This is a genomic window from Allomuricauda sp. ARW1Y1 (assembly GCF_013407935.1).
GTDB lineage: Bacteria > Bacteroidota > Bacteroidia > Flavobacteriales > Flavobacteriaceae > Flagellimonas.
On the sequence record NZ_JACBZU010000002.1, the window covers coordinates 554,669 to 578,056 of the forward strand.

The 23,388-nt window shown below is 43.3% G+C and carries 26 protein-coding genes; 11 read left to right on the plus strand and 15 right to left on the minus strand.

What is annotated here, in order from left to right; translation table 11 throughout:
- The first annotated feature begins 61 nt into the window (after nucleotides 1-61).
- The 4 genes from pepT (at nucleotide 62) to GGE08_RS07310 (ending at nucleotide 2,981) form a co-directional block, all read left to right on the plus strand.
- Entirely contained in the window at nucleotides 62-1,291 is a 1,230-nt protein-coding gene (pepT, locus tag GGE08_RS07295; RefSeq protein ID WP_179384573.1) for a peptidase T, read from the plus strand.
- A 2-nt stretch (nucleotides 1,292-1,293) separates the two neighbouring features.
- On the plus strand, nucleotides 1,294-1,884 hold the full coding sequence (locus GGE08_RS07300) for a YdeI/OmpD-associated family protein (protein ID WP_179384239.1): 591 nt from the start codon (nucleotides 1,294-1,296) through the stop codon (nucleotides 1,882-1,884).
- Between the two features lie 103 nt (nucleotides 1,885-1,987).
- On the plus strand, nucleotides 1,988-2,275 hold the full coding sequence (locus GGE08_RS07305) for a hypothetical protein (RefSeq protein WP_179384240.1): 288 nt from the start codon (nucleotides 1,988-1,990) through the stop codon (nucleotides 2,273-2,275).
- Nucleotides 2,276-2,417: 142 nt separating this feature from the next.
- Complete coding sequence (locus tag GGE08_RS07310) at nucleotides 2,418-2,981, plus strand: PepSY domain-containing protein (protein WP_179384241.1); 564 nt, start codon at nucleotides 2,418-2,420, stop codon at nucleotides 2,979-2,981.
- A gap of 94 nt (nucleotides 2,982-3,075) precedes the next feature.
- Here the strand turns inward: GGE08_RS07310 and GGE08_RS07315 are convergent, their stop codons facing one another.
- Together GGE08_RS07315 and GGE08_RS07320 are read right to left on the minus strand one after the other, a co-directional pair.
- Entirely contained in the window at nucleotides 3,076-4,473 is a 1,398-nt protein-coding gene (locus GGE08_RS07315; RefSeq protein ID WP_179384242.1) for a M28 family peptidase, read from the minus strand.
- Nucleotides 4,470-5,354, minus strand: coding sequence for a PPK2 family polyphosphate kinase (locus tag GGE08_RS07320; RefSeq protein ID WP_179384243.1), 885 nt, complete (start codon nucleotides 5,352-5,354; stop codon nucleotides 4,470-4,472). The genes GGE08_RS07315 and GGE08_RS07320 overlap by 4 nt, the downstream gene beginning before the upstream one ends.
- Nucleotides 5,355-5,534: 180 nt before the next feature.
- Between GGE08_RS07320 and GGE08_RS07325 the strand changes: the two genes are divergently transcribed.
- Nucleotides 5,535-6,236, plus strand: a complete 702-nt coding sequence (locus tag GGE08_RS07325) for a hypothetical protein (protein ID WP_179384244.1) — start codon at nucleotides 5,535-5,537, stop codon at nucleotides 6,234-6,236.
- Here GGE08_RS07325 and GGE08_RS07330 read toward each other — a convergent pair whose 3' ends face one another.
- The 10 genes from GGE08_RS07330 to GGE08_RS07375 all read right to left on the minus strand — a co-directional run bounded on the left by GGE08_RS07330 (nucleotide 6,237) and on the right by GGE08_RS07375 (nucleotide 15,725).
- The gene (locus GGE08_RS07330; protein ID WP_179384245.1) at nucleotides 6,237-7,400 is read right to left on the minus strand and encodes a sigma-54-dependent transcriptional regulator; all 1,164 of its coding nucleotides are present in this window, start codon (nucleotides 7,398-7,400) and stop codon (nucleotides 6,237-6,239) included.
- A gap of 10 nt (nucleotides 7,401-7,410) precedes the next feature.
- Nucleotides 7,411-8,253 carry a DUF6268 family outer membrane beta-barrel protein gene (locus GGE08_RS07335; protein WP_218847510.1) on the minus strand — a complete coding sequence of 281 codons (843 nt, stop codon included), beginning with the start codon at nucleotides 8,251-8,253 and terminating at the stop codon, nucleotides 7,411-7,413.
- 60 nt (nucleotides 8,254-8,313) lie between these two features.
- The gene (locus tag GGE08_RS07340; RefSeq protein WP_179384246.1) at nucleotides 8,314-9,201 is read right to left on the minus strand and encodes a mechanosensitive ion channel family protein; all 888 of its coding nucleotides are present in this window, start codon (nucleotides 9,199-9,201) and stop codon (nucleotides 8,314-8,316) included.
- A 4-nt stretch (nucleotides 9,202-9,205) separates the two neighbouring features.
- Complete coding sequence (locus tag GGE08_RS07345; RefSeq protein WP_179384247.1) at nucleotides 9,206-10,549, minus strand: ABC transporter permease; 1,344 nt, start codon at nucleotides 10,547-10,549, stop codon at nucleotides 9,206-9,208.
- Entirely contained in the window at nucleotides 10,539-11,477 is a 939-nt protein-coding gene (locus GGE08_RS07350; RefSeq protein WP_179384248.1) for an ABC transporter ATP-binding protein, read from the minus strand. The genes GGE08_RS07345 and GGE08_RS07350 overlap by 11 nt, the downstream gene beginning before the upstream one ends.
- A gap of 181 nt (nucleotides 11,478-11,658) precedes the next feature.
- On the minus strand, nucleotides 11,659-12,780 hold the full coding sequence (gene dnaJ, locus GGE08_RS07355) for a molecular chaperone DnaJ (RefSeq protein ID WP_179384249.1): 1,122 nt from the start codon (nucleotides 12,778-12,780) through the stop codon (nucleotides 11,659-11,661).
- A gap of 6 nt (nucleotides 12,781-12,786) precedes the next feature.
- Nucleotides 12,787-13,362, minus strand: coding sequence for a nucleotide exchange factor GrpE (locus tag GGE08_RS07360; protein ID WP_179384250.1), 576 nt, complete (start codon nucleotides 13,360-13,362; stop codon nucleotides 12,787-12,789).
- Nucleotides 13,363-13,507: 145 nt separating this feature from the next.
- Nucleotides 13,508-14,452, minus strand: a complete 945-nt coding sequence (locus GGE08_RS07365) for a TIGR01777 family oxidoreductase (RefSeq protein WP_179384251.1) — start codon at nucleotides 14,450-14,452, stop codon at nucleotides 13,508-13,510.
- Nucleotides 14,453-14,589: 137 nt separating this feature from the next.
- The gene (gene mnmD / locus GGE08_RS07370; RefSeq protein WP_179384252.1) at nucleotides 14,590-15,255 is read right to left on the minus strand and encodes a tRNA (5-methylaminomethyl-2-thiouridine)(34)-methyltransferase MnmD; all 666 of its coding nucleotides are present in this window, start codon (nucleotides 15,253-15,255) and stop codon (nucleotides 14,590-14,592) included.
- A complete protein-coding gene (locus GGE08_RS07375) occupies nucleotides 15,252-15,725 on the minus strand; it encodes a DUF4920 domain-containing protein (RefSeq protein ID WP_179384253.1) in 474 nt (157 codons plus the stop codon). Before GGE08_RS07375 ends, mnmD begins: the two co-directional genes overlap by 4 nt.
- A gap of 105 nt (nucleotides 15,726-15,830) precedes the next feature.
- Between GGE08_RS07375 and GGE08_RS07380 the strand changes: the two genes are divergently transcribed.
- Nucleotides 15,831-16,907 (plus strand): branched-chain amino acid aminotransferase, encoded by a 1,077-nt coding sequence (locus GGE08_RS07380; protein WP_179384254.1) that lies wholly within the window; start codon nucleotides 15,831-15,833, stop codon nucleotides 16,905-16,907.
- Nucleotides 16,908-16,932: 25 nt separating this feature from the next.
- On the opposite strand, the gene GGE08_RS07385 is transcribed toward GGE08_RS07380, so the two are convergent.
- On the minus strand, nucleotides 16,933-17,319 hold the full coding sequence (locus tag GGE08_RS07385) for a nucleoside triphosphate pyrophosphohydrolase family protein (protein ID WP_179384255.1): 387 nt from the start codon (nucleotides 17,317-17,319) through the stop codon (nucleotides 16,933-16,935).
- A gap of 39 nt (nucleotides 17,320-17,358) precedes the next feature.
- Between GGE08_RS07385 and GGE08_RS16085 the strand changes: the two genes are divergently transcribed.
- From GGE08_RS16085 to GGE08_RS07405, 5 genes are all read left to right on the plus strand, one after another.
- Complete coding sequence (locus tag GGE08_RS16085; RefSeq protein WP_257023969.1) at nucleotides 17,359-17,547, plus strand: hypothetical protein; 189 nt, start codon at nucleotides 17,359-17,361, stop codon at nucleotides 17,545-17,547.
- Between the two features lie 313 nt (nucleotides 17,548-17,860).
- Nucleotides 17,861-18,232 carry a fluoride efflux transporter CrcB gene (gene crcB / locus GGE08_RS07390; protein WP_179384256.1) on the plus strand — a complete coding sequence of 124 codons (372 nt, stop codon included), beginning with the start codon at nucleotides 17,861-17,863 and terminating at the stop codon, nucleotides 18,230-18,232.
- Nucleotides 18,233-18,503: 271 nt separating this feature from the next.
- The gene (locus GGE08_RS07395; RefSeq protein WP_179384257.1) at nucleotides 18,504-18,842 is read left to right on the plus strand and encodes a P-II family nitrogen regulator; all 339 of its coding nucleotides are present in this window, start codon (nucleotides 18,504-18,506) and stop codon (nucleotides 18,840-18,842) included.
- A gap of 28 nt (nucleotides 18,843-18,870) precedes the next feature.
- On the plus strand, nucleotides 18,871-20,127 hold the full coding sequence (locus GGE08_RS07400) for an ammonium transporter (RefSeq protein ID WP_179384258.1): 1,257 nt from the start codon (nucleotides 18,871-18,873) through the stop codon (nucleotides 20,125-20,127).
- A gap of 319 nt (nucleotides 20,128-20,446) precedes the next feature.
- On the plus strand, nucleotides 20,447-21,196 hold the full coding sequence (locus GGE08_RS07405; protein WP_218847511.1) for a DUF6733 family protein: 750 nt from the start codon (nucleotides 20,447-20,449) through the stop codon (nucleotides 21,194-21,196).
- A gap of 38 nt (nucleotides 21,197-21,234) precedes the next feature.
- On the opposite strand, the gene GGE08_RS07410 is transcribed toward GGE08_RS07405, so the two are convergent.
- Nucleotides 21,235-21,873: a DUF1684 domain-containing protein gene (locus tag GGE08_RS07410; RefSeq protein WP_179384259.1), complete on the minus strand. Its 639-nt coding sequence runs from the start codon at nucleotides 21,871-21,873 to the stop codon at nucleotides 21,235-21,237.
- Between the two features lie 64 nt (nucleotides 21,874-21,937).
- Entirely contained in the window at nucleotides 21,938-23,359 is a 1,422-nt protein-coding gene (locus GGE08_RS07415; RefSeq protein ID WP_179384260.1) for an alpha/beta hydrolase, read from the minus strand.
- Between the last annotated feature and the right edge of the window lie 29 nt (nucleotides 23,360-23,388).

Genomic DNA, 23,388 nt, shown 5'->3' on the forward strand with positions numbered 1-23,388 from the left:
GGCTTTAATTGGTAAAATAGCGTTTGAATAAGCTGTATTTTTGATGAAAAGCAACTCAACCATGGAAAAATTATTGCCCCGTTTTTTGGAATATGTCACTACCGATACGCAAAGCGACCCGTATTCCCAAACCACCCCCAGCACAGAAAAGCAGTGGGACTTGGCCAAAAAATTGGTGATGGAACTACACCAAATCGGCATGCAGGAGGTTTCGATTGACGAGAATGCCTACATCATGGCGACATTGCCCAGCAATATCGATAAAAAAGTTCCCACCATTGGGTTTATTTCACATTTTGATACCTCTCCTGATTTCTCGGGTAGAAATGTAAAGCCACAGATTATCGAAAATTATGACGGAAAGGACATCATCCTAAACCGTTTGAACAATATTGTGCTTTCTCCCAATTATTTTGAGGACCTTAAAGTCTACGAAGGCCAAACTTTGATCACTACAGATGGCACCACCTTGTTGGGAGCCGATGACAAAGCAGGTATTGCCGAAATTATCACGGCTATGGAATACTTGATTCAGCATCCAGAAATAAAACACGGTAAAATTAGAATTGCCTTTACGCCAGATGAGGAAATTGGACGCGGCGCCCATAAGTTTGATGTGGAAAAGTTTGGTGCGGAATGGGCCTATACCATGGACGGCAGCCAAGTGGGCGAACTGGAATATGAAAACTTTAATGCCGCAAAGGCCAAAATTACCATTACCGGTAAAAGTGTCCACCCGGGCTATGCCAAGAATAAAATGGTAAACGCCATTGGGATTGCCAACGATTTCTTGACCCACCTACCTCCCAGTGAAGTTCCCGAACATACCACCGGCAGGGAAGGCTTTTTCCACGTGCACAAAATCAAAGGGGAAATTGAAAAGGCGGAGATAGACCTCATCATTCGTGACCATGACGCCGTTCATTTTCAGGCGAGGAAAGATTTATTGAACGACATCAAAGCAAAGCTCAATAAAAAGTATGGGGAATTCATCGACCTTACCATCGAGGACCAGTACAAGAACATGCGTGAAAAAGTTGAACCTGTTTTTCATATTGTAGAGATTGCCGAGGAAGCCATGAAATCGCTTCAAATTGAGCCCATCATCAAGCCTATTCGAGGGGGTACCGATGGTTCGCAACTGAGTTTTATGGGGTTGCCCTGCCCCAATATTTTTGCCGGCGGACATAATTTTCATGGTAAATACGAGTACGTTCCTTTGGAAAGTATGCAAAAGGCAGTGATGGTCATTGTTAAAATCTGCGAACTTACCGCCATTCAAATCAAGTAGATATGGACAAATTGGAAAAACTGGAAACGTACTACGAAAAAGAGCATCCGTTTAAGAAAGGTATCGGCATGCTAAGAAAAATAGCGTTGAAAACGGAAGCCAAGGAAGATTTTAAATGGAGTATTCCCGTGTATACGCTCAACGGGAAAAACGTTTTTGGTATCTGTAAGTTCAAGAACCACTTTGGGGTTTGGTTTTTTAACGGTGTGTTTTTAAAGGACCCGAAAAATGTCTTGGAAAATGCACAAAAAGGCAAAACAAAGGGCATGCGACACTGGAAGTTTCAAAGTTTGGAAGCAGTGGATGAACAAATTGTCCTGTCTTACATGAAGGAAGCATTGGATAACCAGAAAAAAGGAATGGAAGTAAAGGCGGAGAAAACGAAAGAGGTGGTCATCCCCGAATTACTGCTTTCTGAATTCAAAAAAGACCCTACACTGCACCAAGCTTTCAAAGGGCTATCCCCTTACAAACAGAAAGAGTTTAGCGAACATATTTCCGAAGCCAAACAGGAAAAAACCAAATTGCGAAGGTTGGAGAAAATAATACCTATGATCATTGAAGGTTTTGGTTTGAATGATGGGTATCGGTAGTACTTAACCCCTAGTAGCTCTACTACATCTAAAGTTAATTTTTCCTTATTTATTTTCAGCACAGCAAGTTATATCTTACTTTAGCTTTATAAATAAAGATGCCATGACCATAAGTACAAGACAAACCATCATTCTATCTTCCATTTTGGTATTGCTAGCCATACCCTTCATAGCTATGCAGTTCTCACCCGATGTACAATGGTCGTTGTTCGATTTTGTGGTAGCTGGCGGATTGTTATTGGCCTTGGGTTTTTCAATTGACTTTGCACTGAGAAAAGCCAAAACCCTATCCAAAAGAGTAATTGCCATCACCGTTTTTGTGGCCATATTCCTTTTGGTCTGGGCAGAATTGGCTGTTGGAGTATTCGGAACTCCCTTCGCCGGCAGTTAATTGTAATTTCCCTTTAAAGAGCATCCAAACGCCAGTTTTCCAAAATTTTTGTTAAATGCGGAGCATCTGCCAAAAATTGCTGGAACCCTCCTGTTTGCGTTCCATAAAATTTATGGATATTTAGGGTTTTTAATGGGCAAGAATGGGCAAACGGAAGAAGCAGGCCAAAGTATTACGCATATTTCGAAAAGTACACCGAACCACAGGGGCTTTACTCTTTATTTTTTTCTTTTTCATATCCATTTCAGGACTATTGTTGGGCTGGAAGAAGAATTCCAGCGGCTATATCCTTCCCGAAACTCAAAAGGGAACAACAGCCGACCTAAAACAATGGTTGCCTGTGGACAGTTTGCACACCATTGCCTGCTCGACCTTACATAGTGAAGTATCAACAGAACTTTCTTTGGAAATAGACCGTATTGATATGCGGAAAGAAAAGGGATCTGTAAAATTTGTATTTGTGGACTCTTTTTATGAGATACAATTGGATGGCGCCACAGGAAGTGTGCTTTCCATCGGCAAACGAAGGTCCGATTTTTTGGAAAACATTCATGATGGGTCTTTGGTAGACGACTATCTAGGTTCGGAGGGATATTTCAAACTGATTTACACCTCTGTAATGGGGATTTCCTTACTGATTTTTACCATCACCGGGTTTTGGCTGTGGTACGGCCCCAAGCGTATGAGAAAAGCCAACAAGGCCTAAAACTTCAATAACAACCGCTCTAGATACTCATTTTCTACACTTTGATGCGAAAACGAACTCGAACTGACGAATTTTTGTTCGAAATCTACCCTGTTTATCCTTTTATCTTTTTGGTTGGTATGGTTCCATACTTATCTATCAAATAAACCAAACTGGCCATGGTGGCCGCTCCCAACTCCAATTCGCGCTTGTTCACGTGCTCAAAAGTGTCGTTTTCGGCATGGTGGTGGTCAAAGTACCGTTGGGAATCGGGACGCAATCCTGCCAAAACGATTCCTTCATCTTTTAAAGGTCCAATATCCGCCCCACTTCCACCTTCGTAAAATAAATGTATCAGATAGGGTTCAAACAAATCCTTCCAACCTTGGATCTGTTGGATATTTTCGGGATTGGCATCAATGGAAAAACCTCTGGGCGTGAATCCGCCAGAATCACTTTCCAAGGCGAAAATGTGCCTTTCATTTTTGCTACGTGCCACCTCGGCATATTTGTTTCCGCCTCGAAGTCCGTTTTCCTCGTTCATAAAAAGAACTACACGCAAGGTTCGCTTCGGACGGTACCCAGTCTCTTTTAAAAGTCGAAGCACATCCATACTCTGTACGCATCCTGCACCATCATCGTGGGAACCGTCACCCAAATCCCAGGAATCCAAATGTCCGCCGACCACCATAATTTCATCAGGGTAGGTACTTCCCGTAATCTGCCCGATTACATTGTAGGATTGCACATCTTCCAGTTGCTTACAGTTTTGTTTGAAATAAAACTTGGCGTTAGGATTTAATTTTAAGGTAGTACTCAGCAACTCCGCTCCGTTGGTGCTGATGGCTGCCGCCGGTATTCGTTGATTGACAGGCATATCTCCGTATCCCATAGATCCGGTATGTGGATAATCGTCCAACCGAAGGTTCATGGAACGGACTATGACACCGACCGCGCCGAACTTGGCTGCTTCTGCTGCACCAGAATATCGCTGGTCCACACATCCGGAATAGGAGGCAAAAGTATTTATGAGCGTTGGGTCCATAGGCCGGTTATAAAAGACAATCTTCCCTTCAATTTGGTTGCGTCCCAATTTTTCCAAGTCCTCAATCCCCATTACTTCCACTACATTGGCCTTAAGGCCACCATCTGGGGTGGCTACGGAACCTCCGAGAGCACAAATCGGCACATTGGTCGTTAGTCCAGGTTTGGTTTCAAAGTAGGCAAATTCAGGAATGCCCCTTACCCATTTGGGCACCATTACGGGTTGTAGCCAAACCTTGTCCAGTCCCAACGAGTCCAATTGGGCCTTGGTATAGTCTACCGCCTGTTGAGCCTGTACGGATCCCGAAAGTCGCCCACCAATCTGGTTGGAGAGGTAATTCAGCCAATCATAGGCCTTCCCATTGGTCAATGCCTCATCGTAGATGGCCTTTATCTGTTTCTCATCCTCCGTTTGGGCTAAAAAGGGGGTACTGACCATCAAAAAGGCCAAAAGTAGTACGGTTCTCATGTGGTTTCTTTTTCCAATTCCTGTTTAAAGATTTCTAAATTAGCCTTTATTTCATCGTCCAACTCAGGTTCCTCGATATCTTTGTACTTTTTTAACGCTTCCATAAGAATGGATGCCACAATCACTCTCGCCGCCTTTTTGTTATCAGCTGGAATCACAAACCAAGGAGCGTGTTCCTTGGAAGTCTTACCCAATGCTTCCTCATAGCAAGCCACATAGTTGTCCCAGAGTTTGCGTTCTTCCAAATCCCCGGGTGAAAACTTCCAGTTTTTCTGCTTTAAACGGATGCGTCGCAACAACCGATGGCGTTGCTCTTCTTTGGACAGATGTAGAAAAAACTTGAATATAATGGTCCCGTTCTCCGAAATATGCTTTTCGAAGGCATTGATCTGCTCATAGCGCCTTTCCCAAAAAGCTTCGTCTATATCTTCCACCGAATCAATTTTTGGAATGTTTTCGGCCAAAATATATTCTGGGTGGACTTTGGTCACTAGCACATTTTCATAATGGGTCCGGTTGAACACAGAAAACTTGCCTCTTTCTGGTAAGGCGATGTAGTGTCGCCAAAGGTAATCGTGTTTCTTTTCTTTGGTGGATGGCACTTTGAAGCTGTGTACCACCACTCCCCTCACATTGAAATCCTTGAATACTTCCCGAATCAAACTGTCCTTCCCTGCCGTATCCATTCCCTGCAGGCAGACCAAAACCCCATATTTTCCATGGGCGTAAAGCGTATCCTGAAAATCGCCGAGGTCCTTTCTAATATCCTTTAATTGGTCTTTGAGCTCATCCTTGGAGGCACCAAAATCCTGATAGGTAGCTATTTCGGACAAACGGACATCTCCTTTGACCCGATACTTTTCTGTGTCGATTTCTTTCATAGGACTGAATATACTTCTTTTTGATTATTCCTTCAAGCCCTTTGAAAAAGTGCAGTTCATCGATGGTTTGACCACTTATACCTCAAGATCGGGATTTAATCGATCTATTTGTCCGCCCAACGGATGAAAATGTAACTTTATGAAAATCAATGACGCCACGTCCCAAATCTGTATAGCGTTATGAAAACCTCAAAGAGTATCCTACTTGTGGGGCTCGCCATGGGCCTCTTTATTATGACATCCTTTTCCAAGCCGGCCAATGCCTGCCAATATGCTAGTTCCAACTTGGAATATATCAAAAGCAAAATTCAGGAAGCCATCATGGCAGATGCCTTGCAAATGGCAAAGTACCATGCCTACAAAGCACTCAACGGTATTGAAAAGACCAGGGAAAACTTTCTGGATTGCGGTTGCGAAGGCGCTCTGGAGAGTTTGGAAAACACCCTGACCCACTTAAAGTCGGCAACCAAATCCAGCGACTTGAAAAAATCGAAATCCGCTTTGCACAAGGCTTTGGAAACGGCGACTATCGGTGGCAACGTGCTTAATGCCTTTGCACAGGAGACCTCTAGCGAATATGGCAGCAACGTTTTGGTGCTGAACACTAAAAGTGCAATTGATTTTCAAGATGGGATGTTTTTGACCCAAGGTTCCGCCGTAAAAAAACAGGTGCATCAGTGTTTACTGGGATTTGAATCCTCCTTGGAGAAAGTGGTGACCGAAGTGGATTGCGCGGATGCGCACCGATTTATCACCAATATTTATGAAGAATCCCGACTGATTTTATTGAACACCGAGTTATCACAGCATAAAAAGGAATACCACCAAAGAGTGAAGACCTTGACACAAGAGGCCCTGCAACAATTGGGCGATTGCAACTGATTACTTACTGGCGAAGAGTTTTACATCTTCCTCGGATACCTCCTTACCACCTAGAATGATCAAGCGCTCGACCACGTTTCGCAATTCCCGAACGTTACCTGTCCAGTCATAACTTTTGAGGAGATCAATGGCCTTTTTGGAAAAGCTCTTTTGGGCCGTTCCCTGTTCGGAAGCGATTTTTTTGGAAAAATGTTCTATCAATAACGGAATATCGTCCCTCCTATCGTTCAATGAGGGAACCTTGATCAAAATAACCGCTAAACGGTGATAGAGGTCCTCCCGGAATTTTCCGTCCTCAATTTCTTTCTTTAAATCTTTATTTGTGGCTGCAAGTACGCGAACATCCACTTTGATGTCCTTATCGGAACCGACCCTGCTGATTTTATTCTCCTGCAATGCCCGAAGCACCTTGGCCTGCGCAGAAAGACTCATATCTCCAATTTCATCTAGAAAAATGGTTCCCTTATTGGCTGCTTCAAACTTTCCAGCCCTATCTTTTACTGCCGAAGTAAACGCACCCTTTACATGGCCAAACAATTCACTTTCTATCAACTCGGATGGGATGGCGGCACAATTGACCTCAACAAACGGGGAAGAGGAACGTGGGCTTTTTTGGTGTACCCAGTGGGCCACCAGTTCCTTTCCGGTGCCGTTGGAACCAGTGATGAGCACCCTTGCATCCGTTGGAGCCACTTTTTCTATCATTTCTTTAATGGCTTCGATTTCCTTGCTCTCGCCGATCATCTCGTAATTTTTGGAGACTTTTTTCTTGAGCACCTTGTTCTCCACGGCAAGTTCTTTTCGTTCGAGTGCATTGCGAACTGTGGTAAGCAACCGGTTCAAATCCGGTGGCTTGGAAATATAGTCATACGCCCCCAACCTCATGGTATTTACCGCTGTATCCAAATCACCGTGACCAGAAATCATGATAAAAGGAATCTCGGGCTTTATCTTTTTGGCGGCTTCTAGCACTTCCACACCGTCCATTTTTGGCATTTTGATATCGCACAGCACTAGGTCAAAATCTTCCTTTTTGATAACTTCCATACCGGCCAGGCCATCCTCTGCCTCTACCACATTGTAGCTATCGTTTTCTTCGGCCAATATTTTGACCAATACCCTTCTAATTGCCGATTCGTCCTCTATTACCAGTATTTTTGACATATGCTGCTATTTAAAATAATCCGATTTTGAAGCCTGTTCTAATATAAAAATTCCAATCGTTATTGAATAAAAACACCTCGCCGCGATCTTTGTCCCTCAATTTGCCTTCTTGGTAGACACTGCTTCCGGCAATCGCAAAAAAGGACATGCTCTTGGACAGGTTATATTGATACCCCAAACTGCCCACCAAGGTATTGAAGGAAATTCGGGAAGCTGCCAATCCGTTATCCAAAATAATATCGTTTTGAAGGTTCAAAAAGTAACCATCCAAGAACAGTGCCAACTCCAAACTGTGCTTTTCGTTGAAATGATATTTTAGATTGGATTTTGGAACGCCCATAACAAAAGACCAATCTGGATGGAACTTTCTATAATAATGAATCAGTGGCAGCGGCACAGGAATCCCCGTGGTACTGTTATACGTAAGCCCCAAAACTATCCTGAAAGGCTTATCGGCCTTTGGTTTTTCCTTCCAAAAAGCTGCGGAGGCGTTCATAAAAAAATCGTCCTGAGATACTCCATCCAATAAATTGGAGGCTATCCTTGGGGTTAAAATGGCCACTACATTCCAATTCTCGTTCCATTTTTTGACCATTCCCAAGTTAAAGTCGATCACATGGAACCTGATCATCTCTTTTTTATCAAACGGCAAGTCCGCGGAATATCCCATATCAAAACGGTTGTATTCGGCGCCAGTTACGAGGTAATCCTTGTTATCGTTCAATTGAATGGGAAAATTGAGCAATGCTTTATAGCGTTGTGTCTTTACACCGCTATCGTTTTCCGGGATATTGAGGTATTCCACTCGAAAAATATCCGTACTCTGAGCACTTAATACAGAACTGCAAAGCATTACAACGAAAGCCAATGACTTCCAGAGTGTATTATGGTGGGCTGAGGTTTTTATCGCTTTCTATTGTTTTGGCTGAAAAATATGTACGTCGCGCTGCGGGAACGGTATAGTAACGTTGTTCTCCTTGAATTTGGTATTTATTTTATAGCGCATTTCACTTTTTATCCTAGGATCTCGAAAGGTGTCGTTGGTAAAGAAGTATATGGAAAAAATCAGTGCGGAATCTCCAAAGTCCTCAAAAAGTACAAAAGGCTTTGGGTTTTTGAGCACTTGCTTTTGGGTCGATGCCACCTCTTCCAAAATTTTGGTCACTAAATCCACGTCACTGCCATACGCGACCCCAACACTCACTCTTTCCCTGGTGGTCCTGTGATTTTGGGTATAGTTATAAACAATATCGCTGATAAACTTATGATTGGGCAGGATCAACACCTTATCATCCCTTGTGATGGCTCTTGTGGTCCTGAGCTTTATCTCGAACACCTTACCTACTTTGCCATCCACTTCGACCACATCGCCGACTTGAAGGGATTTGTCAATAATGATAAAAATTCCGCCCAAGACATCCTTGAAAAGTTCTTGCAGGGCGAGACCCAAACCAACAAAAAGGGCCGCGGAGGCAGTAATCACCAAAGTAATATCAACACCCGCCGCACTTAAGGTTACAAGTACAGCAATGATATAGATGACATAATTGATAAACTTGAATACGCTGGTAAACTTTTGTTTATCCTCCTGCTGCATTTTACGGGTAAAGATGTACCGCAGCCATTTTAGGAGAAATTTTACCACCACAATAGTGACTGTTAAGAGCAATAGAAGTCCAATGGTAAGGTCTATGGCCTTTTCCCCTTCGCCAATATGAAATCCAAGGTCCAAAAAGTTTTTAATGGACCCCCAAACATCTTCCTTGATTATTTCCTTTATGTCTTCCGTTCCGTCTTGCATACTCCTATTTATATCTCAACCATTTAAACAATTCCTTGTATGTAGGCTTCTTACCGTACATCAAGATACCCGTTCTATAAATCTTTGCCGCTAACGACACTATTCCTAAAAAAGTCACAATCAATAGTGAAATGGACACTATAAACTGCCATAAGGGTACGCCTCCTTCCCCTATACCTCCGGGCAAACGCATCAGCATTACAATGGGCGAGGTCAACGGGAATAATGAAAACCCTACTGCAATGGGCCCATGCGGATTGCTGAACACGGAAAAGAATCCAACATAAATAGCCAACATTAAAGGTAATATAATGGGGAAAATAAATTGCTGCGTATCGGTCTCATTGTCCACAGCCGCACCAATGGCCGCATAAATGGAACTATAGATCAAATAACCAAGTACAAAGTAGATAAAGAACGAAATAATGAGCAATCCCCACGGGATGCCATAAATTTCCTTGGCATATAAAAGCATTTTTCCGTCCATACCTCCCACTTCGGACATGCCTCCCATAGCGTTGGGGGGCATAGCATTGTTCTCCGATAAGGCACTTAGGTCTATCCCAAAAATCAATACGGCAACAAACAGCAAAGCTGATGCAGATACAATCCAAATGGAAAATTGGGTCACTCCAGCCAAGGAATTACCGATAATTTTTCCCAGCATCAACTGAAATGGTTTTACGGATGATATGATCACTTCAATGATTCGGCTGGTCTTTTCCTCGATCACACTCCGCATCACAAAACCGCCGTAAATAATGATGAACATCATAATGGCATAGCCAAAGCTGCCGCCAATAATGGCTTTAATTTCATTGACCCCTCGAATGCTACGCTCCCCATCAAAAGTGGAAAGATTGATTTCAAATGGCTTTTCAACACTCGAAAACTGTTCGGGTGTTACTCCCAATTTTTGTAAACGCTCCTGTCGCAAACGGTTTTGAAAAACGTTCTCCAATTCCTTGGTGACCGAAGTATTAGGGTTGTCCTTGGTGAAAAGAAAGGCCGACCTGGCAACTTCCTCAACGGTTGCCCCTTCAGGAATGTGCAGCAAACCATAATACTCCAAAGCATTTGTAGAGTCCTTGGCCTGTTCTACCGTCAAGTCATTGAATTGCAAGAAAGATATATTCTTGGATGGCTTAAACGCATCTCGATAAAAAGTGCTTTCGTTCAAAATGGTGATTACGCGTGTTTCATCATCATTGATCTTGGTCAAAAAAGCGATAAGCACAATCATTCCCACAATAAGAATCGGGCTCAAAATCGTCATCACGATAAAGGAACGATTCCGCACTTTGGCCAAATATTCGCGTTTTATGATCAGCCCAAGCTTACTTGCCATTGTCCTTGCTATTTACGGTTTGAATAAAAATATCGTTGGCCGAAGGTATGGTTTCCTCGAACCTATTGATGTTTGACACTTTTGAAAGTGCTGCCAGAATCTCCCCGGTATGGTCCGAAGGCAATTGTACCTTGAAGTTCAATTGATGCTCCATAGGGTCGATTTCCGAGGAAAGAATATTGAATTTCTCTTCCAAAGACTTTAGAAAGGCATCGGCATCCTTTTCTATATGCACGCCTACATTGAAAATATTGTTTTTATAGGCTCTTTTGATATCGGATAGCTTGCCGTCCAGAATTTTTTCCGATTTGTGAATCAGCGCGATGTACTCGCAAAGCTCCTCCACGGATTCCATGCGATGGGTAGAAAAAATAATGGAAGTACCATTTTCCTTCAACCGTAATATTTCATCCTTTATGATATTGGCATTGATGGGATCAAAACCACTAAAAGGTTCATCAAAAATCAGCAATTTGGGCTCGTGCAATACAGTGACGATAAACTGAATCTTTTGGGCCATCCCTTTGGAGAGTTCCTGAATCTTCTTGTCCCACCAGTCGCCAATATTCAGACGGTCGAACCAATGAGCCAATCGCACTTTGGCCTCTGCCTTGGTCAATCCTTTCAATTGTGCCAAGTAGAGTGCCTGTTCGCCTACCTTCATGCTCTTGTACAACCCGCGCTCCTCGGGCAAATAGCCAATGGACGCAATATGCTTCGGGGCCAAGGGCTCGCCATTGAGCCAAAGTTCGCCAGTATCTTGGTAAGTGATTTGATTGATGATTCGGATAAATGAGGTTTTGCCGGCTCCATTCGGACCTAAAAGTCCATAAATACAATTCTTGGGAATTTGAAGCGAAATGTTGCTCAACGCTGTGTAGTCACCATACGTTTTGGTCACATTTTTGGCAACAAGGATATGATCCATGTAAACAATTTTTTCAAAGATATGCATTTGCGGCATACCTACATTTTCCCTAAAAACAAAAACCCACCCTTAAAAGAATCAAGGATGGGAAAAAAATTGCTATGAAAAAGAAAATTAGATATCGGTCACCCAACATCAGTTTCAAATATACGTTTTTTATTTAAACAGACAGTTCTAAATTTTAAGAGAACATATCTTTTACCTTTTCAAAAAAGGATTTATCCGATTTTTCGGGCCTTGGAGCGAAGTTTTCATCGTCTTGCATGCGCTCAAAAAATTCCTTCTGTTCCTTGTTCACCGTTTTTGGGGTCCACACATTTACGTGGACCAATAAATCCCCCGCACCATAACCATTAAGGCTATTGATACCTTTTCCACGTAGTCTCAAAATTTTTCCGGATTGAAGTCCCGGCTCCAATTTGATCCGTACTTTGCCGCCGATAGCATCAATTTCCTTTGAACTGCCCAACACGGCTTCGGGGATACTGATGTACAAATCGTAATGCAGGTTGTCTCCCTCACGTTTTAGGGTTTCGTGCTCCACCGTTTCAATGGCTACAAGCAAGTCACCAGCGATGCCATTGCCTGGTGCATCGTTTCCTTTTCCGGTAACTTTGAGCTGCATCCCGTCTTCCACTCCGGCCGGTATTTTAATGGATACGGTCTCTTCCTCTACCTTAAGGCCTTGCGCATCGGCACCTGCAGGTCTACTATCAATGGACTGGCCTGCCCCACCACAAGTGGTACAGGTGGTAGCCGTTTGCATTCGGCCCAAAATGGTGTTGGTGATTTTCGTGATTTGTCCAGTACCATTACAGGTGGGACAGGTTTTGTAGGTAACCCCATCCGCTTGTCTTTTACGACGCACCTTCACCTTTTTCTCCACGCCATTGGCCACTTCTTCCAGTGTCAATTTAACGCGGATGCGAAGGTTGCTGCCCTTGGCCCTGCGCTGTCCGCCACCAAAGCCGCCAAATCCGCTGAATCCGCCACCGCCTCCAAAGGCACCGCCAAAGATGTCGCCAAATTGGCTAAAGATGTCGTCCATGTTCATGCCGCCACCGCCAAATCCGCCGCTTCCATCGAATGCGGCATGACCAAACTGGTCGTATTTTGCCCTTTTGTCAGGGTTGCCCAAAACTTCGTAAGCCTCGGCAGATTTTTTGAACATTTCCTCCGCCTTGGCATCTCCTGGATTTTTATCCGGGTGGAATTCAATTGCCTTTTTTCGGTAGGCCTTTTTGATTTCTGCGGCCGAAGCTCCTTTGGAAACTCCTAATATGTCGTAATAATCCTCCTTCATAAAACTCTAGTTTCCTACTACTACTTTTGGGTGTCTAATGATGCGGTCCCCCAACTTGAAGCCCTTTTCCACCACATCGATAATTTTCCCTTTCATTTTTTTATCAGGTGCGGGGATTTGGGTGATGGCATCGTGCACCTCGGCATCAAAAGCGTCCCCAGCACTTACTTCTACTTCCTCCAAGCCCTTGTTTTTAAGGGTTTCCTTGAACTTATTACTGATAAGCTCCACACCCTTGAACATTTCTTTGTCCTCCGACTTGGAAAGCTCTTTCAATGCTCTGTCAAAATCGTCCATAATGGGAAGCAGTGCTACCATGACCTCTTGTCCTGCCGTTTTGAACAGATCCATTCGCTCCTTGGATGTTCTGCGTTTGTAGTTTTCAAACTCGGCAAAAAGCCTTAGAAATTTTTCCTTTTCCTTGGCCAAATCCTCGCGCAACTGCTCCTCTTCGGATTTTTCCTCCTCGTTTTCTTCGGCAGTATCGCCCTCTATATGCTCATCGTTCAGCTCAGTACTCTCTTCGGTTTGCCCTTTTTTAGGCTCATCTTCCATTTCCTCAACCTTACTTTTATTGCTCATATTCTATTGTTTTATTCGGATTTGAAATGGCAAAAGTACTGCCAATTGTCTAAAAATGTCAAAATGTCACCGCAAAACATAAAAAAAGCCGCCGAAGCGGTCTTTCTATAATGACAAACTCATTGTAACGAATGTATCACGGATATTATACCTCCAGGGATGCCGCAACACCATTTTCATGGGAGGCATAAATGGCCTCAAGTGCCTGACAGATGTTGGCATGCTGAAATACGAAGCCCTCCTCCTCTATTTTTTTGCCACTTACTCGTTGACTGGCCAATAAGAGGGTTGCCATTTTTCCTAAAACTATTTTGAGCACAAAGGCAGGCACATTGGGCAACCACAAGGGTCGTTCCAAAACTTTGGCGAGCTCCTTGGTCAACTTGGTATTAGTTACCGGGTTGGGCGCCACTGCGTTGTACACTCCTGTTAGATTGTTTTCCACGGCAAACACGAACAACTGGGCCAAATCCTCGATATGGACCCAAGATTGCCATTGGTCACCGCTACCAATGGGCGCACCTACAAAGTTTTTAACGGGCATGGCCATTTTGGGCAGGGCCCCTCCATCTTTGGACAATACCAAACCTATCCTGATTTTGGCGACGTCAATATCCAATGCTTTAAAAGTGTCGGCTTCGGACTCCCATTTGGTCACCACTTCACCTAAAAAACCGTTATCACTCTCGGTAGTGGATTCATCGTAATAGGCACTGGTGGAATCTGGATAAATTCCTATGGCCGAAGCAGATACCAAACATTCCACCTCATGGCTCTCCGACTGCTCCACTCCCTTTTTAAGGGTTCTCAAGCTATCGATTCTGCTGGAAAGCACCTTTTTTTTGTGCTCTGGAGTCCAGCGTTTGGCGATACTGGTCCCTGCCAAATTGATAATGGCCTGGACATTCTCAAAACACTTCAAATCAATCTCCCCTTTAGCGGGATTCCAATAAAAACCAGTATAATCTTCCGCGGTGGAAATTTTATCCTTGCTCGTAGTCAAATAATTTACGGGAATGCCTTTTTGGTGCAGCACCTTTACAATGGCCTGCCCGACCAATCCCGTCGCTCCTGTTATCAACACCTTCATACTATCCTATTCTTTGACACAAAGTTATAGGTTTAATCGACTGTTTATGAGACCTTAATTTAGGTTTAACATATTTGTTCAAACTTTAAAACAATTTATGACCACCCAAAGAACTCTCCTTAACAGATTGTTGGCAACTAGCCGTGTTTGGTAGCCCTCAACATTTCCCTTTTTCCTGGTGGACCGGGCAATCTTTCCACGACAAAACCGACTGCTTGCATGGCCCTACGCACACTGCCTTTGGCGGCGTAGGTCACCAAAACACCTCCGGGTTTGGCGGCTTCATACATCTTGGAAAAAAGTTCCTCTGTCCATAACTCGGGCTGCACCCTTGCCCCAAAGGCATCAAAATAAATAAGGTTGAACAAGTTTTGGGCATCGATATCCTTAAAATCCTTCTTTTGCTTACAAAGTGAGAAGTGATCAGCAATGGAGATGTGCTTTTCCCATGGTGAAGAGTGCATGTGTTGGAAAGGCTCCTGCAGTTTATCAACTCCCAACTGATGTACATAATTCAAGGCCTCAATTTCTTCCATGGACACGGGGTATGCCTCCACCCCGACATAATCAATGACGAGCTCCAACTTGGGGGCTTCCAACAGCGTAATCAATGCGTTAAGTCCCGTACCAAAACCAATTTCCAAAAGCTTGACCTCAGTGCTGTTGAACAATCTGAGGCCATGCTCGATAAAAACGTGGTACGCTTCCTGAATGGCGCCGTGCTTGGAGTGGTACTGTTCGTTCCAGTCCTCTATTTGGATGGTTTTGGAACCATCTCCAGTAGTGATGATTTTTCGTTTCAAGGTTGACTTTCGATCAGCACACCATCGGCCTCGAACCTGAGCGTTTTCTTTGGTGAGGTGATCAAGGCCAGCTCATCTTCCGATGCACCTTCATCTTCGGCGTAATGCCTTTGGTCTTCTACCGACATTTCTTCAAAAAAGGCGGCTCCATTCATCACCACCCTTTTTCCGGCAGCATCCTTGGGCACAAAAAAGCCGTAATCCTTAAAACGGACAAAAACTTCTTCGTTCGACTCCAATTGGACTTTCATCCAGCAACCTTTGGCTTGGCAAACCTCTTTTATTTCCCCAACCACTTGTGTTTGTAATGAATCTTTCCCCACAATTTGATCATACGGAGCGGCAGTCTTTGATGCTTGGTCGGAAATGGCAAATTCCTCGCCAAAATAATCTCCTTTCATGGTCTCTTGCTTACAGGAAACCAAGCAAATACCTAGAAGTGCAACAGTGAAAATGTTAAAAACCCTCATTTTTGATAAGATTTAAATGAATTAAGATGAAGTATCATATTTAGATTTGAGAAAAGTCCAAAACTAACAATAATTAGCTAATTTTAGCCTGAAAATATAACTGATATGGAAACAGTGGCCCATAAAATAGCGATAGAAAAAACGAAGTCTTCGAAGATCCAACAGGTGGATTTTGACAACCTTTCCTTTGGAAGTGTGTATTCGGACCACATGTTGGTCTGTGATTATAAAAACGGAAAATGGGAAATCCCTAAGATTGTTCCCTACCAGCCCATCACCTTAGACCCTTCTGCAAAAATATTCCATTACGGACAGTCCATTTTTGAAGGCATGAAGGCCTACAAGGATGAGAATGGAAAGGTATGGCTTTTTAGACCGGAACAAAACTGTGCTCGATTGAATAAATCCGCCAAAAGATTGGCCATTCCCGAAATTCCGGAAGCTTACTTTATGGAAGGGTTGAACGCGCTTATCGATTTGGAGCGCGATTGGATTCCAACAAACCCAGGCAGTTCCTTATACATAAGACCATTTGTGTTTGCCTCAGGAAATGGGTTCCACGCTTCCCCTGCCAATGAGTACAAATTCATAATCGCCTGTGCACCTTCGGGCTCCTACTTTTCAGGTAAGGTCAAGGTGTTGATTGAAGAGACCTACTCGCGCGCCGCAAATGGTGGCGTTGGGTATGCAAAGGCAGGTGGTAATTATGCTGGACAGTTCTATCCTACCAAATTGGCCGCCGACAAAGGATACCAACAGGTGATATGGACAGATGACAATACCCATGAGTTTATTGAGGAAGCAGGTGCCATGAACGTTTTTGTACGTATTAATGATACCCTCCTGACGGCACCGACCAGTGACCGTATCCTGGATGGAATCACTAGAAAAAGTATTTTGGACATCGCTGAGGACGAAGGGATTCCAACCGAGGTGAGAAAAATTTCGGTACACGAATTGGTGGAAGCCGCCAAGAACGGCTCCCTAAAGGAAATGTTCGGAGCTGGAACCGCAGCGGTCATATCCCCCATCTCGGGCTTTGGCTATAGCGGCAAGGATTACGATTTGCCCGAATTGGAGGAAAGCTATGCTTCCCGTTTAAAGAAAAGAATCACGGACATTCAATATAACCGTGCATCCGACCCATTTGGATGGCGACAAGAAGTGGTTTCACAAGAATAAAAAAAGGCGCCAAATGGCGCCTTTTTTATTTATCCATGATGGTCTGTATATCCGGTTTAAAATAATTGGGACCTTTGAGTACTTTTCCATCTTCCCGATATATCGGTTTTCCATCAGCACCCAATTTGCTCATATTACTTCGCTGAATCTCTTCAAAAACCTCCTCTATTTTATATTGCATGCCATGCTCCAAAATGGTTCCGCACAAAATATAGAGCATATCGCCCAAAGCATCGGCCACTTCCACTAGGTCGCCACTGTTCGCGGCCTCGAGGTATTCCTTATTTTCCTCATCCATTAAATTAAACCTCAATGTATTCTTTTCGGGACCTAAATTGGCTTTCGGTTGTTGCAAAACTCCCAATCCAAAGGAATTGTGAAAGAGCTCCACTGCTTTAATTTTACGTTTCATTACTTAATTTTGATTTAGCTTTGCATAAAAATATAAAATATGTTCAGCACGGGACAGCTCATTTTTGCCGCCTTATTTTTCATCGCTTTTGTTGTAATCATCTCCCTTTCCTACCGAAAAGACAAAAAATTGCACAAAAAGAACTACAAGGGCGTCATTTGGATCCTTGTTTCTTTCATAACTTTTATAATTATCCTCTTCATTATTAAGTTCTTTCTTAAAAATTAACAACAGATTTGACTTAACCACAAAAATGAACGGTTTTGCAACAATAGTGACCGTTCCATTTCGTTCTTATAGGAAAAACCGTACTTTTGTTTAACACTAATTTAGCACCTAACCTAAATGACTGTTTTTTTTAGTATTCTGTTCGTTTTGCTTGCAATTAATGCCATTCTGTTGATTTTCAGCGTCAACGGAGCAAAAGAAAGATTTACAAAACCAATTCAGCGGATTTCAACGACCTCTACTACCAAACTTTTCCCCCGAGAGGCTTTAGAGACCGAGTACAAAGAAGCGGTTTAGTTTGTACTTTTAAGGCATGAAACAGGCCTTACTCGTTTTTTTGGGCGGGGGATTTGGAAGCGTATTGCGCTATCTCATCTCAAAATCCCTTAATCCCGTATTCCAAAATTTTTTTCTGGGCACCTTCTTGGTAAACGTTGTTGGTTGTTTCCTCATTGGACTATTCTTGGGGTTATCTGCCAAAGGCAACTTGCTATCCTATAACAACACTATTTTTTTAGCCACGGGATTTTGTGGAGGCTTCACCACTTTTTCCGCATTTGCTTTTGAAAAGCATTCCCTTTTAAAAAATGGCGACCTACTACCTTTTGCCATTTACATGGCTTCCAGCATCATTATAGGTGTATTGGCCGTAGTTCTGGGGCTTTGGCTATCCAAACAACTGTAATAGTTACAGATTACATTTTTACAGTAAAAATTTGTTAAAAATTGAACAAAATCAATTCATTTCTTCCGTTTGATGCAAAAAACTCATTTCTGATTGTTTTGTGTTAAATAAAAATCAACAAATAGCTAAGAAAATAAGTTATAAAATTAAATACCCCTAAAATTATAGGGGTGTTTTTTTTATACCCATAAAAATCTTCGCAATACCCTCTTCTTTTTCATAGTCTCCTCTATTATCCCATATATTTGACGCGACAATTAATTTCTTTATCATGAAAAAAGTCGAGGCAATAATTAGAAAATCCAAATTTGACGAGGTCAAAAAGGCCCTGCATCAAATTGAGGTCAACTTCTTTAGTTACTGGGATGTAACGGGGGTTGGAAACGAAAAACAAGGACATGTGTATCGAGGTATCTCCTACAGCACCTCAGATATACAACGAAGGTATTTGGTTATCGTGGTCAGCGATGACTTTCTGGAAAAAACCGTGAACACTTTATTGGATACCGCCAGCACCGGTAATGTGGGTGATGGAAAAATCTTCGTTTCCGATGTTATCGAGGCCTACAGGATCAGAACCAAGGAAAGCGGAAGCGCTGGAATCAACTAATTATCAATCAAAAAAATAGCAAAAGCTTATGGAAGCAGGATTATTTACCGCAAACAATGTATGGATGATGATTTGTGCAGGACTAGTATTCTTTATGCACCTTGGATTCTCTTTTTTGGAAATAGGACTCACCAGACAGAAAAACACCGTAAATATTTTGTTCAAAAACGTATTCATTATATGTGTGGGACTACTCCTATATTATATTGGTGGATTCAACCTGATGTATCCAGGCTTTGAAGACGGGGATACCGGATTTTTGAAGTTTGCTGGTTTTGGCATTGGAGCTCCGGAAAATGGTATGACCCCAGCGTATGCCGATGGTGGATACACTTGGTGGACCGACTTTCTCTTTCAAGGTATGTTCGCTGCCACTGCTGCCACCATTGTGTCCGGTGCCGTTGCAGAAAGGGTGAAATTGGGTGGCTTTATGCTGTTCACCCTAGTGTATGTAGGCTTGGTGTATCCTATCGTTGGATCTTGGCAATGGGGAGGTGGTTTCCTTTCTTCGCTCTCTTATGGGGAAGCCGAAGGATTCTATGATTTCGCAGGTTCTACGCTGGTCCATTCCGTGGGAGGCTGGGGTGCCTTGATTGCCATTTTTCTTTTGGGCGGTCGTATCGGAAAGTTCGGAGAGGATGGAAGCACAAATGCAATTCCTGGGCATAATTTACCGCTAGCGACCGCAGGGGTTCTTATCCTATGGCTCGGATGGTTCGGTTTTAACGGTGGTTCGGTACTATCGGCCGATCCAGCCTTAACATCTTTGGTATTGGTTACCACTTCCCTTGCTGCGGCAGCTGGAGGCGTATCCGCATTTATTACGTCCACATTGCTTTATAAAAACTATGACTTAACGATGTTTTTGAACGGCATACTTGGAGGACTTGTGGGGATTACCGCAGGCGCCGATCAAATGTCACCCAATGAAGCAGTCATCATTGGTCTTATTGCGGGAGTCATCATTGTTTTTGGGGTTGCCCTAATTGACCGTTTGAAGCTTGATGATCCCGTGGGTGCTGTTACGGTACACCTTATCTGCGGTATTTGGGGGACTTTGGCCGTTGGACTTTTTGGGGGCAAAGCCGGTTTTGACCAATTTTTGGTCCAATTAGCTGGTATAGGTGCTGCGGCCGCCTTTTGTTCCAGTACCGCGTTTATCATTCTTTTTGCCATTAAAAAAACAGCTGGACTCCGGGTTTCAAGAGAAGAAGAACTCGACGGACTCGATATTCACGAGCATGGGATGGATGCCTATGCCGATTTCCGAATGAACCAACACTAACTATTGCTATAAAGAGGAACGGAGCGTTCTGCCAAACGCTCCGTCAGACAACCTCTTTCGTGTTTAACTCAATCAATTTGTTTAAAAACCCTTTTACAGGCATTACAACTATATGATTATGAAAGTGGCAATCTTCTTCCAAAATACTAAAAATAGTTTGTTCCGAGAACTGACAATACTATTTGTGAACAACTGGAGACCTTCCACCCGTAATCATACAGTAAATCAACTTTTGCCTATTCATTTATAATGAAGGGGTTATCACAAACGTGCCCTTTGGCGGCACAAACCATTATTAATCCTTTTAAACTTAGAAATCATGCAAAAGAAACAGTTTATTTTATCGATGTTGTTCGCTGGTGTTGCCTTTATTTCCAAAGGTGTAGCCCAAGATGCTCCTAGCAGTGACGACAAACTTAGCGCAAGCCTAACGCTAAATCACGATGCCTTTTTTGGCTTTAATCCCATGATGGCTCTTTCCTATTCCTTGAGCGATACAGATGCCCTTACGTTTTATGGCATTCAATGGGGTGCAGGTACAGGCTCCGCATGGGGGCAGTGGACCGAGTTTGGCGTTGGATACAACAAGACCATTGGGGCATTTGACATTAATCCCCAATTAGGTTTTACTATGGGAAGCCTTTTGTCCAGCGGCGCCGCACAGCCAGGTATCATTGGAGATGGTATTGTTCCTAACCTTACTGTTAATTTAGGAACCGACCTGCTCGAAGGCCAATTTTACTTTGGTTATTACGGAGCTTTGAGCGATAAGACTGCGACGGGTGAGGCCACAAACAACTATGTACACTATTGGGCAAACCTTGGTCTCAAGGTGACGGATTTTTTCTCCGTGGGAGGTCATTTTGAAGAGCTGTTCCTCTCCGGTGGTCAAATCAATGGTGGTGGAGAACTCGACAGAGCAGACGGCTACGTTTGGCTAGGGCCTTATGTACAGTTTCAAAAAGGAAACGCTGGGTTGAGATTTTCCTTCGGAGGAAACTTGGCCGATGAAGATGAGCGGTTTGCTCCCAACGATTTTTACAAATTATCTTTCTTTATTTCTTTATAATGGTCAGCTATTCTGAGGTATTCCTGACGAATAGATAATCATTCCATCAAAAAGTTTTTCTCTCCTGCTCTCACCTCAGTTCTCAAATAATTTTGCCTTGGCACTAGAGGGCAGGAGAACTTTTTGTTGTACACACAATAGGGATTGTACGCTCGGTTAAAATCAATCACTAGGGTATCCCCATCGGGAATGGAAAGGTCGATGTACCTGCCACCACCGTAGGTTTCCTCACCGTTGGTCTCATCCAAAAAAGGCAAAAAAAGGTAATCCTCAAATTCCTCATCGCCCAGCAGGCCCAAACTCTGGTACACTTCCAGTTGATGCGCTTTACCGTTCAACGAAAAATGGGCAATGCCGTAGACAACTTCCTGAGTCTGCCTATCTGTTGTTGTTGGCATCAAAAAAGGTTCGGCATCAGGAGTTCTTTCAAACCTGGCCTTTACAATGTAAGAGGTATCGGGCTCAAAGAAGTCCAAACTCTCAAAATCCTTTCGGTATTTATCGGGTAAGGGAGAAGAATCGGGGTCTTTGAAATTTTCGTTCTGCTGTTTTTGGTATTCCAAGATTTCTGCTACCAAATCAGATGTGGCGGTAACTGTGTCTTCCTCGTCGTGGTACTTTTTACCTCTACCACAGGCCACCAAGCCAATCGCCAAAAGTAAGACTGCATATTTCATCTTGAAGTATTTGTGCAAAAATACAGCTTATCCCGCACAAACAAAGGATTAGGTCAGAAGCACCTTAATTGTCCTCTATCTTAATGTCGTACCTGGCATCTTCCAAGTATTTGGAAACCAATTCATTAAATTCTGGAGTGATACGCAGGAGCGCCGTATCCTCCAAACTGTATATTTTTTCGCGATCCTTGTAGCCTTTTTTCAATAGTTCCTCCAAGTAGAACAGCGAAGTACCAAAATCATCATTTTTGGCGCTCAACGAAATGATCTTAAAATAATACTCGGTATCCTCGGGATCCAAGATGGTTTTCAACATGTATAAAAAAGCGAGCGCGTCCTCATCCACCACTTCCTCCGCCAGCACAAGGGTAATACTGTCTTCGGCCAAGGCGTTCACGTAACCTCTTAATCGATGTCCCATTTGCCTCTCAAAAGGTTTCGCACTGGCTATAAACTTCCCGATCTCTCCCATTTGGTAGTTCCACCATCCCAAATTATTGAAATTATGGGTGTACATATCATCCTCCATATAATATTGGTAATCCTCCTTTAGAATGGATTCCTGCAAAAAGGCCGCGTTTTCGGCTCTTTGCATTACCCTATACTCCTTGTCGCGTCTCAAATCCCGCTGGACAGACCTCAAGGAATCCGTGTTTTTAAGGGCACCGTACATGGACATCATCTCGGTCATGTACTGCTCCGCCCATAAGAAATCGCCAATTCTAATAAGTTGATTGACCTTTTCCAAGTCCTCCTTGTACGCATTTTCAACGTACATGGAATCCTTGGGTATCCACTTTCTGCCCATGGCATCCAAGGTGAATAATTGGAGACCCTTCCGGATATAGGCGGTACTTGGCCATTCGCCGTTGCCGTCGTAGATCAACACCTGATTGGGAAACTTTAAGCGATCCAAGAGCTTGGAATCCGTGAGCATATAAGGGTAATTATAGTTTTCCTTACTTATAATACCCACAAAGTGAAACGGTTTTTTCACATTGATCAATTCGCTATTGGCCAGTGATGCTCCAATGGCCAAAGAACCATTTACCCCATTGAGCAATACGGGTGCCAGCGTGGCAAAACGACCGCTAGAATCCTCACCACCAGTGTAGATACGGTCCGTATGAATGGGCAACATATCACCGACCCGCTGGATGGTATTGCCTATCAATACCATTTTATTGGTCAGCGAAATACTGTCATATAGCTTTGGAGCCGCCAAAACATACCCCTCCTCTTCTGCAGCGTTCAAAAACATGGAAATCACCTTTTCATCATTCCCCTCCAAATCGGCCAACAAAAGGAGCGGCCACTTTTTATCTTTGGTAAAATCCTTTGGGAGATATAATGAATAGGTGTTTTGGGTGGAATCGTTCACGGGAAGGTTTTCGATAATCTCCCCTTTTCGAAGCACTATTTGTTGCGAAAAAACGTGAACGGAGCAAAAAATAGTCAGGAGCGGTAACAGATATGCTTTTCTCATAATTCTTATCATAACAAAAATCTGGCCAA